The organism is Psychrobacillus sp. FSL K6-2836 (assembly GCF_038003085.1).
Lineage (GTDB): Bacteria > Bacillota > Bacilli > Bacillales_A > Planococcaceae > Psychrobacillus.
This window is the reverse complement of record NZ_JBBOOM010000001.1, coordinates 2,564,889-2,579,988: the sequence shown is the minus strand read 5'-3', so window position 1 is coordinate 2,579,988 and position 15,100 is coordinate 2,564,889. Positions and strand designations below refer to the sequence as shown.

At 38.0% G+C, this 15,100-nt stretch carries 15 protein-coding genes and 1 riboswitch; of the genes, 7 read left to right on the top strand and 8 right to left on the bottom strand.

The window, feature by feature from the left end:
- Nucleotides 1-12 precede the first annotated feature (12 nt).
- Nucleotides 13-477, bottom strand: a complete 465-nt coding sequence (locus MKY37_RS12260) for a GNAT family N-acetyltransferase (protein WP_340777448.1) — start codon at nt 475-477, stop codon at nt 13-15.
- 84 nt (nt 478-561) lie between these two features.
- Between MKY37_RS12260 and MKY37_RS12255 the strand changes: the two genes are divergently transcribed.
- From MKY37_RS12255 to MKY37_RS12245, 3 genes are all read left to right on the top strand, one after another.
- Nucleotides 562-951, top strand: coding sequence for an NUDIX hydrolase (locus MKY37_RS12255; protein WP_340777446.1), 390 nt, complete (start codon nt 562-564; stop codon nt 949-951).
- Between the two features lie 75 nt (nt 952-1,026).
- Complete coding sequence (locus MKY37_RS12250; RefSeq protein ID WP_340777443.1) at nt 1,027-1,890, top strand: AraC family transcriptional regulator; 864 nt, start codon at nt 1,027-1,029, stop codon at nt 1,888-1,890.
- Nucleotides 1,891-2,255: 365 nt separating this feature from the next.
- A complete protein-coding gene (locus tag MKY37_RS12245) occupies nt 2,256-2,726 on the top strand; it encodes a VanZ family protein (RefSeq protein ID WP_340777440.1) in 471 nt (156 codons plus the stop codon).
- Nucleotides 2,727-2,827: 101 nt separating this feature from the next.
- Here the strand turns inward: MKY37_RS12245 and MKY37_RS12240 are convergent, their stop codons facing one another.
- The 7 genes from MKY37_RS12240 to MKY37_RS12210 form a co-directional block, all read right to left on the bottom strand.
- The gene (locus tag MKY37_RS12240) at nt 2,828-3,127 is read right to left on the bottom strand and encodes a nucleotide pyrophosphohydrolase (protein WP_340777438.1); all 300 of its coding nucleotides are present in this window, start codon (nt 3,125-3,127) and stop codon (nt 2,828-2,830) included.
- Between the two features lie 78 nt (nt 3,128-3,205).
- Nucleotides 3,206-3,712 (bottom strand): GNAT family N-acetyltransferase, encoded by a 507-nt coding sequence (locus MKY37_RS12235; protein ID WP_340777434.1) that lies wholly within the window; start codon nt 3,710-3,712, stop codon nt 3,206-3,208.
- 2 nt (nt 3,713-3,714) lie between these two features.
- Nucleotides 3,715-4,512 (bottom strand): aminoglycoside adenylyltransferase domain-containing protein, encoded by a 798-nt coding sequence (locus MKY37_RS12230; protein WP_340777431.1) that lies wholly within the window; start codon nt 4,510-4,512, stop codon nt 3,715-3,717.
- A 59-nt stretch (nt 4,513-4,571) separates the two neighbouring features.
- Nucleotides 4,572-5,321 (bottom strand): GNAT family N-acetyltransferase, encoded by a 750-nt coding sequence (locus MKY37_RS12225; RefSeq protein ID WP_340777428.1) that lies wholly within the window; start codon nt 5,319-5,321, stop codon nt 4,572-4,574.
- Between the two features lie 74 nt (nt 5,322-5,395).
- On the bottom strand, nt 5,396-6,598 hold the full coding sequence (gene thrS / locus MKY37_RS12220) for a threonine--tRNA ligase (RefSeq protein ID WP_340777425.1): 1,203 nt from the start codon (nt 6,596-6,598) through the stop codon (nt 5,396-5,398).
- Between the two features lie 595 nt (nt 6,599-7,193).
- Nucleotides 7,194-8,531, bottom strand: coding sequence for an FAD-dependent oxidoreductase (locus MKY37_RS12215; RefSeq protein ID WP_340777423.1), 1,338 nt, complete (start codon nt 8,529-8,531; stop codon nt 7,194-7,196).
- A 192-nt stretch (nt 8,532-8,723) separates the two neighbouring features.
- Complete coding sequence (locus MKY37_RS12210) at nt 8,724-10,760, bottom strand: catalase (RefSeq protein ID WP_340777419.1); 2,037 nt, start codon at nt 10,758-10,760, stop codon at nt 8,724-8,726.
- Between the two features lie 160 nt (nt 10,761-10,920).
- Nucleotides 10,921-11,021: riboswitch (SAM riboswitch) on the top strand.
- A 100-nt stretch (nt 11,022-11,121) separates the two neighbouring features.
- Here MKY37_RS12210 and MKY37_RS12205 point away from each other — a divergent pair.
- The 4 genes from MKY37_RS12205 to MKY37_RS12190 all read left to right on the top strand — a co-directional run bounded on the left by MKY37_RS12205 (nt 11,122) and on the right by MKY37_RS12190 (nt 15,087).
- Entirely contained in the window at nt 11,122-12,303 is a 1,182-nt protein-coding gene (locus MKY37_RS12205) for an acyl-CoA dehydrogenase family protein (RefSeq protein ID WP_340777417.1), read from the top strand.
- Nucleotides 12,304-12,573: 270 nt separating this feature from the next.
- On the top strand, nt 12,574-13,425 hold the full coding sequence (locus tag MKY37_RS12200; RefSeq protein ID WP_340777415.1) for a transporter substrate-binding domain-containing protein: 852 nt from the start codon (nt 12,574-12,576) through the stop codon (nt 13,423-13,425).
- Between the two features lie 219 nt (nt 13,426-13,644).
- Entirely contained in the window at nt 13,645-14,361 is a 717-nt protein-coding gene (locus MKY37_RS12195) for an amino acid ABC transporter permease (protein WP_340777413.1), read from the top strand.
- A gap of 12 nt (nt 14,362-14,373) precedes the next feature.
- Nucleotides 14,374-15,087 (top strand): amino acid ABC transporter permease, encoded by a 714-nt coding sequence (locus MKY37_RS12190; RefSeq protein ID WP_340777411.1) that lies wholly within the window; start codon nt 14,374-14,376, stop codon nt 15,085-15,087.
- Nucleotides 15,088-15,100: the final 13 nt, after the last annotated feature.

Here is a 15,100-nt window from a genome sequence, read left to right as displayed (position 1 = left end):
CCCTCCTGTTGTTTAAATCTTTAACTCTGTCTCTTTTTCATAAACCTTAATAGAGCCACCAAAGGGACCGTACGTAATTGTTGAATTCACCCAACCATAGTTTTCATAGTATTCTTCTAAATCACTAGATAAATATAGCTTTTCATACCCTAGTCGTGCAGTCACGTTCAACCCGTGCTCTAAAAGAATTTTACCTATTGACCTTCCCCTATGCTCCGGTTTCACATATAAGCAGCCTAACCAAGGAAATAAATCTTGTCTGCTATTAATGTCATTTCTAAGTAATGCATATGTACCAATAATTTCATTGTCCTCTATAGCAATATAAAATCTTGGTATAGCATCCTTTTCCATACTTGAATGTCTCATACAGTCTTTGTAAAAATCATAGTTTGTTTCATTTCCCCACTGCCCCCAAAATATTTTCACTGATTCCTCAAACAAATCAGATCGCTTTTGGATATTCAAAATTTCCATTTAAGCACCCCTTTTTATATCTTCTTTGTCTTCATTCACTATATAATATAATATACCTTTATTTCCATAGGATGGTGAGAAAAAATGAGAGATCGTGGAGCAACTATTATTATTGAAAATGGTCAAGTAGCACTCATCAAACGAACGAAACCTCACATGACGTATTACGTGTTTCCGGGTGGAGGATTAGAAAAAGGAGAGACTCCAGAGCAAGCAGCGATTCGTGAAACATATGAAGAGATTGGTGTACATGTAAGAATCCAGCGACCTTTTAAAATTCTTGAACAAAGTGGCACTCAACACTTTTTTCTAGCAGATATAATAGGCGGGAAATTTGGACCCGGAATTGGTGAAGAATATACCGATCCATCTTCCCAAAGAGGCGGCTATGAACCGATTTGGTTAAATATTAAAGACCTGTCATCACTGGATGTACGTCCTAAAGAAATTATCGAACTAATTACGAAGTATTAAACCGTCCAACGTTCGCACAAAATGACAGGATGACTTTCAGACTTTCTATTAAGATACATATAAGGAGTGAAGCCAGTGGGATGGGTAGAGTCGATTCAACAAGCAATAAGCTATATGGAGGATCATTTACTCGAGGATTTATCAATGGAACAAATTGCAAAGGAAGCAAATTCTTCTGTTTTTCATTTTCAGCGTACTTTTTCTATCTTAACGGATATGTCCCTCGGAGACTATATTCGAAGAAGACGACTAACTTTAGCTGCTCAAGAATTGCTGAATACGGACAATAAAGTAATCGATGTCTCCTACAAATACGGCTATGACACTCCTGAATCTTTCACAAAAGCATTCCGTAAACAACACGGGATAACGCCTAGTGAAGCGAGAAAAAATATTGGGAAAATAAATTCCTATAACCGCCTGATCATTCAGGTAAATTTGAAGGGGGTAGAGCCGATGAAGTACAAAATTGTAGAAAAAGAAAGCTTTCAAGCTATTGGAGTGAAAAGAACGTATAACTGCAAGAATGGGGAAAACACACAAGGTATTCCTTTGTTTTGGGATGATGTACATGCAGATGGTACAGATGATTTGCTGTTCCAATTAAATAATGGAGGAATTAAAGGGGTACTTGGTGTTTGCGTTGCAGACGCAGCATACCAAGAGAATAGCTTAATTGATTATTGGATTGCAACAGATCATGTAGGCGAAGTACCAGAAAACTTATCAGCAATCACAATCCCTGCATCCAAGTGGGTTGTGTTCGAGGTACACGGCGCGATGCCAGATGCCATGCAGAACACATGGAAACAGATATATTCCGAGTGGTTTCCATCCAATCCGTATAAGCCTGCAGGAACACCAGAGTTAGAAGTGTATTCCGATGACGATCCGACTAGCGCAAATTGTTATTCCGAAATTTGGATACCGATTAAATAACAGCAAAGACCCAAGGACCACGAGTGTCCCTTGGGTCTTCATATTTAACCTGGATATTATTTCAAATTAAGCTACCTCGAAACTCCACACATATCCTGAACTCAACCAAACTTTTTACTAAAGCTACAATTATCTACAGGCATTAAAGCATTAATGCTTGCCCTCCTTCAAGTAAGTTTGCTGCCCCTCTTTTTCTTGTTAAGATAGAGTCGAAATTGAAACAACTTCGGCTAACGACAACCGAAATTCATCTCTCTCCTACTCATGGAGACGGGGGTCTTCTTTCAAGAATGGTAAATTTCGTTATAATACGGACAATTATTTTCACACATGAAAGTTCTTCACTTTTATGCTAATGTCATTATATGAAAAAACTTATACCTCTTTTACTATTACTGGTTGTTGTATTTTTAGCATCAGGGCAGACAGCTGAACAGCAATCTATGCAGGATATCCTAAAAGCATGGCTCCCTAACAAACCACTGGAATCTTTTTTAAGTCTTTTTCAAATTCCATACTGGGGTATTCTCGTTTCGGTGGAGGAGCGTGGATACTATGCTTTTGTGGAGTTTTTAATACGAAAAGGAACACATTTCATTTATTTTGGAATAATTGCTTTAGCCATTTATATTGCGTTGCCTAGATTTAAGTATCGTAAGGTTACAACGATTGTGATCACTATGCTTCTTGCTATTACCGATGAATTTCGTCAATCTTTTACAAGCGGTCGGACGGCTTCTCTTCAAGATGTCATGCTGGATACATCCGGGGCAATTGCTGCTTTAGTGTTGCTGACATTTTTTCAATGGTTTAAGCATAGAAAAAACGTTGACTGATGATGAATGGGTCAACGTTTTTTCTTTAAGCTCCATTATCACTAAAATAACATGTATACCACACGGATATTCGCTTATCGAAAGCTGTATCTTACCTTAAGTTAATCCTTATGCACTGGATATTTCAATGCATTTTTCTTCATTTTTTGCTGTGCAGCTTCCTTTAAGTCAATCCCAAGAACATCAGCAAATTGTAAAAGATAAATGAATACATCTGCTGCTTCATCAGTAATTGCCTGCTTGTCTTTTTTTATTGCATCCTCTGCAGTAAGCCATTGAAAATGCTCTAATAATTCGCTTGCTTCTAAAGAAATTGAAATCGCAAGACTACGTGCATCATGATTTCCTCCCCAACCTCGCTCATCCCGAAACGTTCTTATTTCTTCTGTTAATTCTTTCATATTATTCTCCTGTCTTTGCTATTAATGCATAAGTGTCCGCCAATGGATGTGAGTATTTATTTCACTTCCCCCTTACTTTCATTTCAAGATTAACGACATATGCTGTTCTTCGTAAAAAGTATTCCCTACCTTCAATGCCATCTCTTCTGTCCCAAATACCTTAAAACCTAATTGAAGATACAGATTCTTTGCTGCCTCATTACTTGAAACTACGGATAGGTTTATCTTTTCAATTTCCCTGCTTACTTTTGCTTGTTCAATTGCCAATTCCATTAGAGCTTTACCAATACCTTTTCCTCTGCCAGTTGGACTTACATACATAGCGAAAATATTAGCTCGATGCATCATCTTCAAGCTACTCTCCTGCAAAAGAGTGACCATTCCGATTAGTTTATACTGATCGAATGCCCCAAACGTATAATTTCCCTTTACCTTTAAATTGTCCTTTACTCGTTCAATTGGGTTGTCCCGTTGAATTGCTTCTTCATAGCTCGTGCCAAATGCTTCTGGGCTATTTTGTAATGCTTCTAATCTTAACTTCCAATATGCACTCGCATCTTCAGCTACTAATTGTCTATACTCCATCCTTATACCTCCGAAAAATATCTTTCCTTACATAATTCATGTGCATATAAAACGAATTCTCGACAAGCTTCTGCACGAAGGGATTCTGTATCAAACAATGATTTTGAATGCACAGACGTACGAATTCTCCATCCTTCTTTCAATAATAGATGCCAATGTTCAGGCAACGTCTTCAAGCCTGTTTCCAATGCTCTTTTCTTGGAAATAATTTGACCATTCTCTAAGGAGTAAAGAATCCTACAAATAGTAGCAGTACTGGATTCCACCATTTCATCCGATACTGAAATCTTTACTTCTTTCGCTTTACAGTACCAATACTCATTTATATTATATTTTAATGTATTGAAGACATCTTCCCACTTAGTCGCAATATCTAGCTCTATAATTGGTGTTCCTTGTAGTACAATTCCGTACTCCTTTAAAACCCACCAAGTTACATGATTAATATCCCAATGACCAACCTCTAGACACCCATCCGAGCAGTAAGGATAAGGAGCTAAACTATCATTTATTTTTCCAATATCATCTTTTAATACATACATTCCATCCAAACGTGCTCCGATGTTTTCATTAGATAATTGAATATGAATATCTTTTAGAATTTCTATTTCTTGTTTGTTTACTGTTCGCTTCAATAAAACAATAAAATCAATATCGCTCTTTCCCTGTTCAAAAGCCCCTAATGCAGTAGATCCATAAATATAGACCCCTTCCATTAAATCCTTTGAGAAATATGTATTCAATAAATGCAAAAAAGCTTGCATTAATTGATGTACCTCCTGTGGTAATGATTGCTTCATGATTCACTCCCCTATCGCTCCATGCTCAAAATGTATCCTGTGATATAAAAGAGCTTGCACTACTGCACAAACTCTTCTTTTAATAAGGAGCAAATTGCCGCATCACAAAAATGTCCTTTTTCAAACGCTGCTTTTCGCAAAGTACCTTCATATACAAAGTCTGCTTTTTCTAATGTTTTTTGTGATGCTATATTTTCAGGATCAAAGAGTGCTTCAATTCGATTTAACTCCATCGTCTCGAAACCGAAACGTAAAACGGGCTGCAAAACCTCTGTCATAACCCCTTTTTTCCAAAACTCTGGAGTCACTTCAAAACCAATCTCTGCTTTAAAATGTTCCTTCTCCCAATTGTGATAACCACAGCTACCAATAATTTCATTGTCTTCCTTTGTAGCAATCCCCCAGCGAAACCCCTCTTTTTTATGGTATCGCTTTTGCCAATTTTCTATTAACATTTTCGCTTCCTTTATGTCCTTAAACGTATTCAAATCATAATACTTTGTGACCTCATCTTGTGAAAAATAATGAAATACTTCCTTTGCGTCACTGGCTTCAATCGGTCGCAATAAAAATCGTTCTGTTTCCAATCTTGGAAATCTCTTTTTATGATTATCATAAAGAAGTAAAACTACAAATTGAGCAATAGCTATTAATCCTGCTAAAATACTTAAAAAGATACTGACCCAAATATGGTTCGCAATTTCTCCGTTTCCAATAGGTCCTACTCTCGGCTGATACATAGAATAGATTCCCCAGGCATTACCAGATAGAATAGCGAGACCTCCCAATAATAATATCCACTTTCCCATTCAACGACCTCCGTAATAGCTTCATTCGTTATATACTACCGAAAATCCTTGTTGTAATGAGATGCATTTTGTATTTATATTTTCTTTTCCACGCTTAATCCCTCTATAAATTCCGAAATACTCATTTCACCTAAAACACCTACTTTGTGTTTCCGAACAGAAACTGCATTATTTTCCTTTTCTTCATCACCTATAATGAGCATATAAGGATGCTTTTGCATAGCTGCTTCCCGAATTTTCAAGCCAATTTTTTCTACCCGATTGTCTATCTCCACTCGATACCCCTTCTGCACAAGTTGTTGTTTTATACTCTCTGCATACTCGCTATGTGCATCTGAAATTGGCAGTACTTTAACTTGAATCGGCGATAACCACAGTGGAAAACTACCTTGAAAATGCTCTAAAAGAATAGCTATAAAGCGTTCAATGGAGCCGAAAATTGCTCGATGGATCATAATCGGTTGTTGTAATTGATTGTCTTCGTCGATATACCTGCAGCCAAACTTCTCAGGCATTTGAAAGTCGAGCTGAACAGTTCCACATTGCCAGCTACGCCCCAAGGCATCTAATATATGAAAATCAATTTTCGGACCATAAAATGCCCCATCCCCCTCATTTACCTGGTATTCTACCTGCTTATGCTGAAGAACTGTTTCAAGCGCATGCTCCGCTTGATCCCAAGCCTCAGCTGAACCCATATAATTTTCTGGTCGAGTGGATAGCTCTACCTTATAACTAAAGCCAAATTCTGAGTAAAATTCATCTACAAGGTCTAGCACCTTAGCTATTTCACTTTCAACCTGCTCCTCCAAAACAAATAGATGAGCATCATCCTGAGTGAATGCCCTAACACGCAATAATCCATTCAACGATCCAGAAAGCTCATGGCGATGTACTAATCCAAGTTCTGCATATCTAATCGGTAGCTCTCGGTAGCTTCTTCGCTTACTGTTAAAAATTAATACTGCTCCTGGGCAATTCATTGGTTTAATCGCATATTTTTGATCATCTACATCTGCAAAGTACATATTCTCATGATAGTGATCCCAATGTCCTGATTTTTCCCAAAGCTCCTGCTTCATCATAATGGGAGTTTTAATCTCTTGGTAGCCTGCTCGTTGATGCTTCTCTCTCCACAGATTTTCAAGTATATTTCGCAATATCATCCCTTTTGGTAGATAAAACGGCATTCCTGGTGCTTCCTCCATCGACATAAATAGCTCTAATTGCTGCCCTAAATTTTGATGACTTACTCTTTCTTCTGCTTTCACTGACATATAAACTCCTCCTTATTTTTGATAAAAAAAACAATAAAAAAACCACACCCATCCCTGGTAAAGGGACGAGTGTGGTCGTGGTTCCACCCTAATTTGCAACACAAAAAGCAGTTGCGCTCATATAAGATAACGGTTTCCCGATTATGGATAATTACATAAATGCGTTCACCATAATTGCTCCAAGGTGGTAAATCATTTGTTTTTCTTTAGGGGCTTTCAGTCGGTGACCCCATTCTCTGATAAGAAAATATAAAATGATCCATGTCCTTTTCTTCGCTTGAATATTAAAATACAAAAAGACCACACTCATCCCGGTAAAGGGACGAGTGTGGTCGTGGTTCCACCCTAATTTGCAACATCAAAAAGATGCTTGCGCTCATACAAGATAACGGTTTCCCGATTATGGATAATTACATATATGTGTTCACCATAATTGCTCCAAGGTGGTAAATCATTCACTTTTCTTTAAGGGCTTTCAGTCGGTGACCCTATTCTCTGATAAGAAAATTTAAAATGATTCATGTCCTTTTCTTCGCTTGTTACTTTTATTTTTCTTAGTATATGCAACAAAATTCAAATAGTCAACATTACTTTTTTATTTTTTTGTATTGTTTCGCTTCGCCATTTGCTGTAACGGATCCCAAACACCATTAAACGGAGGAGCATATGCAAGATCAAGATCCAATAACTCAGAAAAGGTCATTCGATGATGAAGGGCGGTTGCTAATACATCAATTCTTTTATCTACACCATTTCCTCCAATAATTTGACCACCTAATAGCTGTTTACCTTCCTTACGAAAAATCAATTTTATATGCATCGTTTCCTTTCCAGGATAATAACCTGCGATGTCCGTAGCTTCCTGAACGTGCACATCATATGAAATACCAAGCTGCTCTGCTTCTTTCTCAGACAAGCCAGTTTTTCCAAGCGCCAAATCAAAAAATTTCATGATGGATGTGCCAACTATTCCTTTAAACTCAGTCATTCGACCAATCATATTTAATCCTGCCATTCTACCTTGTTTATTTGCAGTTGTTCCTAAAGGGATATAATCATTCAGTTGTTTAATACGATGAAAATGAGTTGCACAATCTCCTGCTGCATAAATACTTTCCACATTCGTTTCTAAATGATTATTTACTACAATTGCTCCATTTGGATGCATTTGAATGCCAGTTTCCTCTAGAAATTCAGTTGTCGGTTTAACCCCAACAGCTACCAATACTAAGTCAGTAGGATAGCTTCCTTTATCTGTTATTATCCTATTTACTCGAGTATCTCCCGTTAATGATTGGACTTCCTCATTTAATAATACTTCCACGCTATTAGCCTTTGCATGTTCATGTATTAAACATGCTACATCGCCATCAAATATGCCTGCAAGCTGATTGCCTCTTTGAATAATGCGTACCTTTTTCCCAATACTCACAAAGTTTTCGGCCATTTCTAATCCGATATATCCTCCACCAATAATAGTAACCTGTTGAACATTTTCTAAATCAGCAATAATCGCCTCTGTATTTGGAATCGTTTTAATCGTATGAATCCCTAATAAATGACTACCATCCCATTCAGGAATTACTGGGGTAGCGCCTGTTGCTATTAGTAATCGATCATAATTTAATATGAAGTTATCTCTCGTTTGCAGTATGTTCCCTGACACTGTTTTATTTATCGGATCGACATTCGTCACTTCGTATCCTGTTTTTGCATCAATACCATATTTACTTCGGAACATTTCAACACTTCGAGCTATGACATCTGTTGAAGAAGGTACATGCTTTCCAACTACATAGGGTAAGCCACACTGCCCATAGGAATAGATATGCCCTTTTTCCAACGTTGTAATTTGAGCACCTGGATCGTTACGTACAATTTCCATTGCTGCACTCATCCCTGCTGCATCCCCACCGATTATTACGTAGTGCATGAAATTTTCCTCCTTTGACTTTCCTTATTACTCTTTCTATTTCCTGAGACAACTTTCCTTCCAGTATTAGTGAATAGTTACTTTTGTTATACACTATATTTTTTTGTGTTCCTCGGGAATAGATAATTATATTAATATCGTATTCTATGTAAAAAGGCATGCCCTATAGGACATGCCCGATTTAAAAGTATTTTATACTACTCGATTCCAGAAACGATGCGTAGCAATAGCTTTCAAGAAACTATCCACAAAGCTCTTTCCAGTTTCTTTGCAGAGAACGCCGGCTTGACCAGTAAAGTGAAGATTATCGACTAGTTGTTCTCCACTAAATGTAGCACCGATCGGCTTGAAATGTGCATAGGCTTCCTTGATGAAATATGAAGCCTCTTTTTCAAACATAGCTGTTTTACCATGCGAGCTTGCTACATACACTGCATCAAACAATACAGAATCAGCAGTTAAGAATGTATGGTCTACCGGTAGTAGCGTCCCATCTGCTCCAGTAACTGATCCATGATGATCACTCACTATTTCCGGCATTGTTCCTTCTGCTTTTAAGTCTGCAAGAATCATAGCTAAATCCTCGTCAAACCCTTCTCCCACTAACACAGCAATTTTACGTGTTTGGGCTTTCATAATGGTATTTAATTGACTAAGTGCTGGGGAAGATTTTGTATTATTAGAAGTACTTACGCCTTGCACTACTAGTCCTAAATTTTCTGCTACCTTACTCGCTAAGTCAAAATCTACATGTGCAAACATTTCCAGTACTTGTTGACGAACGGTCAATTCTTTACATTTACCAAGCTCGAAGCTGAATGCACTAATAATATGTTCTTTTTCTGGATCACTCATGCTATTCCAAAATAACGTAGCTTGTGAGAAATGATCTTTAAAGCTCTCACTTCGAGCTCGAACTTTACGAGCATCTATCTTTTCCTGATAATGCGTATACCCGCCTTCCGCTTCACTAACAGGTGCTGGGGTATTTCCAGCAAGAGAGTTTTTATGGTAGCTCACTCTTCCTACATTAATCGATTGCCTACCATATCCATCACGTTGGTTGTTATGGAATGGGCAAACAGGTCTGTTTATCGGTAGTTCATGAAAATTAGGTCCACCAAGACGGATTAATTGTGTATCTGTATAGGAGAACAATCGCCCCTGAAGTAGCGGATCATTTGAGAAATCTATTCCTGGTACAACACTTCCTGGATGAAATGCAACTTGCTCTGTTTCGGCAAATACATTATCTACGTTACGATTTAATGTCATCTTCCCTAAAATTTTCACCGGAATTTCTTCCTCGGGCCATAGTTTAGTTGGGTCTAAAATATCAAAATCAAATTTAAATTCATCTTCCTCTGCAATTAGTTGGACCCCAAATTCATACTCTGGATAGTCACCATTATCAATCGCATCATATAGGTCACGACGATGGAAATCCGGATCTTTCCCATTTAGCTTTTGTGCTTCATCCCATACAACCGAATGGGTACCCAGTAAAGGTTTCCAATGAAATTTCACAAAATGGGATTTACCTGCCTCGTTTATGAATCGGTATGTATTTACACCGAACCCTTCCATCATGCGGAAACTACGTGGAATCGCACGATCCGACATAGCCCACATTATCATATGCGCCGTTTCCTGATTGTTGGCAACAAAATCCCAGAACGTATCATGAGCAGTAGCTGCTTGTGGTATTTCATTGTGTGGTTCTGGTTTCAAGGCATGGACCAGGTCCGGGAATTTAATAGCATCTTGAATGAAAAAGACCGGAATATTATTTCCTACTAAATCATAATTCCCTTCTTCGGTATAAAACTTCGTCGCAAATCCTCTAGCATCCCGCGCTAACTCACCAGAACCACGTGATCCTGCCACAGTAGAAAATCTTACAAATACAGGAGTCTTTGTACCAGGTGTTTGTAAGAATTTCGCTTTTGTAAATTCACTCGCTGATTCGTATAGCTCAAACTCTCCATGAGCCGCATATCCTCTAGCATGCACTACACGTTCTGGAATTCGCTCATGATCAAAATGCGTCATCTTTTCACGGAAATGAAAATCTTCTATCAAAGTGGGTCCTCGTTCTCCTGCTTTTAAAGAAAATTCATCCTCAGATATTTTTAGACCCTGATTCGTAGTCATAGCTTGACCTTGATCATCCACACGGAATTCTTCTAATTGTTCATTTTTGTTGTTTCCATTTACTTTCTTATCCAAGCTATCTCCTCCTCTATTTTTATCTTCTCTTTTTTATTACCCTGTATGAACTTTCAAAAACCCTTTAAATAAAATCTATTATCAATTCCGATTAAATTTATCGGAATTGCTATTGACTTCATCTAGATGAAGTAGTAAGATTGTTTCAACAACTCCATACTACTTATTAAGAGAAGCTTAGGGACTGGTCCGATGATGCTTCAGCAACCGCCAAATCAATGGTATGGTGCTACTTCCAGCAAGAAACTTGAGAGATAAGTGCACAAAACTACTTACTCTTTTCGTTCTGGGAAGGGTTTTTTATTTCCCTTAATACCTACTTAACTAATATGAATAATAAAAATTAAAGGAGACGACAACTTTGAATAACCTGTACATCAAAACGGAAAAACAGCAACTATGGATCAAACGTTTATATGAGTTAGAAGATAAATTTAAAAGTAAATCCGCTGAAATTGATGAGCAATCTATTTTTCCAAAAGAAAACGTGGAGGATTTGATCAAGCTTGGATATGCAAGCCTTACTCTACCCGAATCATATGGCGGTAATGGATTTTCTGTCTACGATATGGTTCTTTTACAAGAAACACTTGCTAGCTTTGATGCCAATACGGCTTTATCTGTAGGTTGGAGCTTAGGTGTTGTTGGTGAACTATTCGAAAACAAACTTTGGACGAAGGAGAAACTAGACTTTTTTGCAGCAGAAGTATTAAATGGTGCACTCGTAAATCGTTCCGTTAGTGAAGCTCAAACCGGAAGTCCAACACGGGGGGGTAGACCTGGAACTACTGCCATAAAAAACGGAGATTCTTGGGTATTAAATGGACGTAAAATATACACGACCGCTTCCCCAGTACTTTCCTATTTTTTAACATCTGCTTGGATTGAGGAAAAAGAAAGAGTCGGTTTCTTCCTTATTCCTCGTAATACAGAAGGTCTTTCCATTGAAGAAACCTGGGATGTTGTATCCATGCGCGGAACTAGTAGTAATGACTTAGTACTAAATAACGTAATCGTTCATGAGTCGTATTTGGTAGAGCTCCCTGAATTCGCTAATGGCGGGAAGATAAATGGTTGGTTGCTACATATACCTGCGACCTATCTCGGGATCGCTCAGGCAGCAAGAGACTACGCAGTACATTTTGCGAATACACATTCACCGAATAGCCTGAATGGACCTATAGCACAGCTGCCAAATGTTCAGCAGCTCATTGGAGAAATAGATTTAGAACTTACGAAGGCTAGATTAGTCATTTACGGAGTTGCCTCTGCCTATGACAATGAGTCTACAAAAGAACTACTATCCAACGAAGTAAGCGTAGCGAAGCATATTGTTACTAATTCAGCTATCACTATTGTCGATAAGGCGATGCGTTTAGTTGGCGCCAAAAGTTTGCAGAGAACAAATCCACTACAACGTTATTACCGCGATGTCCGAGCAGGACTCCATAATCCTCCTATGGATGATATGACGATTAAAAAACTGGCACTTTCAGCTTTAGAAGAAGTAAAAGTGAAACTTCAATCAGTGGTCCCACGCTGATTGTTAACGGAACTCAGGCAAATTACGCCGCATCGTGCGGCAATGCCTGAGTGGCCAACATCCTGTTGGCTCGAGGCTCGCAGGATGCGAGTCACATAGACGAAGCCACACGACGTCGCGCTTTTCGTCTATGTTCTACGGCGGGCTTTTACGGGCAGTTGATCTACCATTACCTTTTTGTTACTTTTGCCATGTCTTGAAACGATAGTCATACTGCCCGTAAAAGCGGGATAAAAATAAAAACTTAGTAAAACGATAAGGAGAATGAATATGAATAAGTATTTTAAATTGGCGGTAGTTGGATTTGCTTCCATTGCAATTTTAGCAGCTTGTAATTCTGGAGAGGCTTCTACTTCATCAGAAGGTGGAGATGTTCGTAAGGTAAAAGTAGCATACGACATGGCTTCCAAACCTATCTCTTGGTTAGATGATAAAGGAAATGCTACTGGATACGACGTAGAGGTTATGAAATTAGTTGACGAATTACTTCCTGAATATGAATTTGAATATGTAGGTACTACAAGTGATGATCTATTAATCGGAGTAGAACAAGGTAAATTCCAGGTTGGAGTAAAAAATGCATTTTTTACAGAGGAGCGCACAGAGAAGTTTATCTATCCTAAAGAGTTTCTTGGGTTAAGTAGTGCTGGTCTAGTATTAAAAAAAGAAAATGAAGGTATTAAAACTTTAGAGGATTTTGCATCCGCTGGATACTCTTTAGCACCTATTGCCGCAAATAATGCCCAATATACAGTAATTGACGAATACAACAAAGCAAACCCTGATAACTCAGTTAAACTAGACGCAGGTGATGCGTTTACTGTAGACGTAGTTCAATGGGTCAATGAAGGTCGCGTTGACGGTGGAGTTATTATTGAAGGACCATTCCAAAAACAAGTTTTAGATGAAACTGGACCTTATTACAACTTAAAAGATGAAGTTGTTTACAATGAGTTCGCTGTTATTAAGACGTGGCCATTATTCAACAAAAAAGAACAAAAATTTGCTGATGCATATGACAAGGCTATTAAACAATTACAAGAAGAAAAGAAAACGAATGAACTTAGCACAGAATTCTATGGTCGAGATCTTTTTGAAGTATTAGATCAAGTAGAAAGATAAAGTGAAACTTCAATCAGAGGAGTTCTTCATCCCACTTATTGTTAGTTTTACCATTCGGGCTTTTACGGGCAATTGATCTCCCACTTATGCTTTGTTGCTTAGTCCATGCCTTGATGTGTGAGTTATACTGCCCGTTGATGCGGGATAAGATAGGATTCCTATAGAGGCTGTTTAGCGTAGGATGCGCTGGCAGCCTTTCAAAATTTTATGGGGGGAATAATGCGTAATATGGAAAAATACTTTGATATAGCATACATATGGAATTCACTACCAGTATTGCTACCATTTTTAAAAGTAACTTTTATGGTTGCAGGATTGTCCATTATTTTCGGGACTTTTCTCGGTTTGATCCTTGCTGTGATGAAGCTTGGGAAGAGTAAAATTGCTCAAAAAATAGCAAATTTCTATACAACCATTTTAAGATGTACTCCATCTATCGTGCTACTATTTTTAGTGTATTACGGTGTGCCTGCCATAGCCGATAATTTCGGATTGTATTTACATGATTTAAATACAGCAGTATTTGTAGTCATTACCTTCACCCTACAATTTGCAGCTATTATGTCGGAGGTTATTAGGTCTGCCTATGAGTCCATCGAAAAAGGGCAATTTGAAGCCGCTGTTAGCGTTGGTTTAAGTCCCTTTCAAGCGTATAGACGGATCATTTTTCCACAGGCATTGGTCGTTGCATTGCCTAACTTTGGAAATGGTCTTATCGCATTACTTCAGGAGGGGTCTCTTGCTTATACGATCGGCTTAATCGATATCGTTGGTAAAGCAAATTTAATCATTGCAGCAAACTATAATACGCATGCTTTAGAAATTTTCATCGCTCTTGCGATTGTTTACTGGGTTTTATCTATAATTATCGAAAAATTCTTTGGAAAGCTTGAAAAAGTATTTAGCAAAGGAAAGCATACGATTAACACAAATTAAGGAGTGTAAATAATGTCGGAAGGTTTAAATTATACATTTTTAATAGACACATTCTTTGTTGCATTATCCGGTGTGCCAATTACGCTTCTTGTTACGATTGTAGCTTTGCTTATTGCACTACCTTTAGGCTTTTTATTGGCTTTAACACGCATCAATCAAGTGCCCGTATTAAACTGGTTCTCAAGGATATACGTTTCCTTCGTAAGAGGTACGCCAATTATTATTCAAATATTTATCGTTTATGCAAGCGTACCTTTAATACTCTCTCTTTTCTTTGAAAGATACAACATCAATATAAACGTCTACGATATCAACCCTATTTGGTACGCTTTTATCGTTTTTTCTTTCAGCACAACCGCCATATTAATTGAAGTATTTAGATCAGCTTTAAGTACTGTCAACAAAGGACAGCTAGAAGCAGCGCAATCAGTTGGCCTCTCAAATTTCCAAGCCTACCGCCGAATCATTATACCTCAAGCGCTAGTCGTGGCAATGCCAAATATTTGTACAGCTACCGTAAATCTAATAAAAGCTACATCACTCGGTTATGCAATGTCTCTACAGGAAATCACATTAAAGGCAAAAGTAGCAGCAAACGTAGGTTATAACTATGTGGAAGCTTATATAGATATTTTCCTTGTATATATTATTCTGTGCAGCCTTGTCGAATACGGATTTAAACTATATGAAAAACGCCTACGCAGATACAAATATGTGAGCGCTTAAGGAGGGGTATCGA

Excerpts from the sequence above, each read along its gene's own strand:
- MKY37_RS12260 (WP_340777448.1), bottom strand. The coding sequence starts at position 477 with ATGGAAATTTTGAATATCCAAAAGCGATCTGATTTGTTTGAGGAATCA.
- MKY37_RS12255 (WP_340777446.1), top strand. The coding sequence starts at position 562 with ATGAGAGATCGTGGAGCAACTATTATTATTGAAAATGGTCAAGTAGCA.
- MKY37_RS12245 (WP_340777440.1), top strand. The coding sequence starts at position 2,256 with ATGAAAAAACTTATACCTCTTTTACTATTACTGGTTGTTGTATTTTTA.
- MKY37_RS12240 (WP_340777438.1), bottom strand. The coding sequence starts at position 3,127 with ATGAAAGAATTAACAGAAGAAATAAGAACGTTTCGGGATGAGCGAGGT.
- MKY37_RS12235 (WP_340777434.1), bottom strand. The coding sequence starts at position 3,712 with ATGGAGTATAGACAATTAGTAGCTGAAGATGCGAGTGCATATTGGAAG.
- MKY37_RS12230 (WP_340777431.1), bottom strand. The coding sequence starts at position 4,512 with ATGAAGCAATCATTACCACAGGAGGTACATCAATTAATGCAAGCTTTT.
- MKY37_RS12225 (WP_340777428.1), bottom strand. The coding sequence starts at position 5,321 with ATGGGAAAGTGGATATTATTATTGGGAGGTCTCGCTATTCTATCTGGT.
- thrS (WP_340777425.1), bottom strand. The coding sequence starts at position 6,598 with ATGTCAGTGAAAGCAGAAGAAAGAGTAAGTCATCAAAATTTAGGGCAG.
- MKY37_RS12215 (WP_340777423.1), bottom strand. The coding sequence starts at position 8,531 with ATGCACTACGTAATAATCGGTGGGGATGCAGCAGGGATGAGTGCAGCA.
- MKY37_RS12200 (WP_340777415.1), top strand. The coding sequence starts at position 12,574 with ATGAATAAGTATTTTAAATTGGCGGTAGTTGGATTTGCTTCCATTGCA.
- MKY37_RS12195 (WP_340777413.1), top strand. The coding sequence starts at position 13,645 with ATGCGTAATATGGAAAAATACTTTGATATAGCATACATATGGAATTCA.
- MKY37_RS12190 (WP_340777411.1), top strand. The coding sequence starts at position 14,374 with ATGTCGGAAGGTTTAAATTATACATTTTTAATAGACACATTCTTTGTT.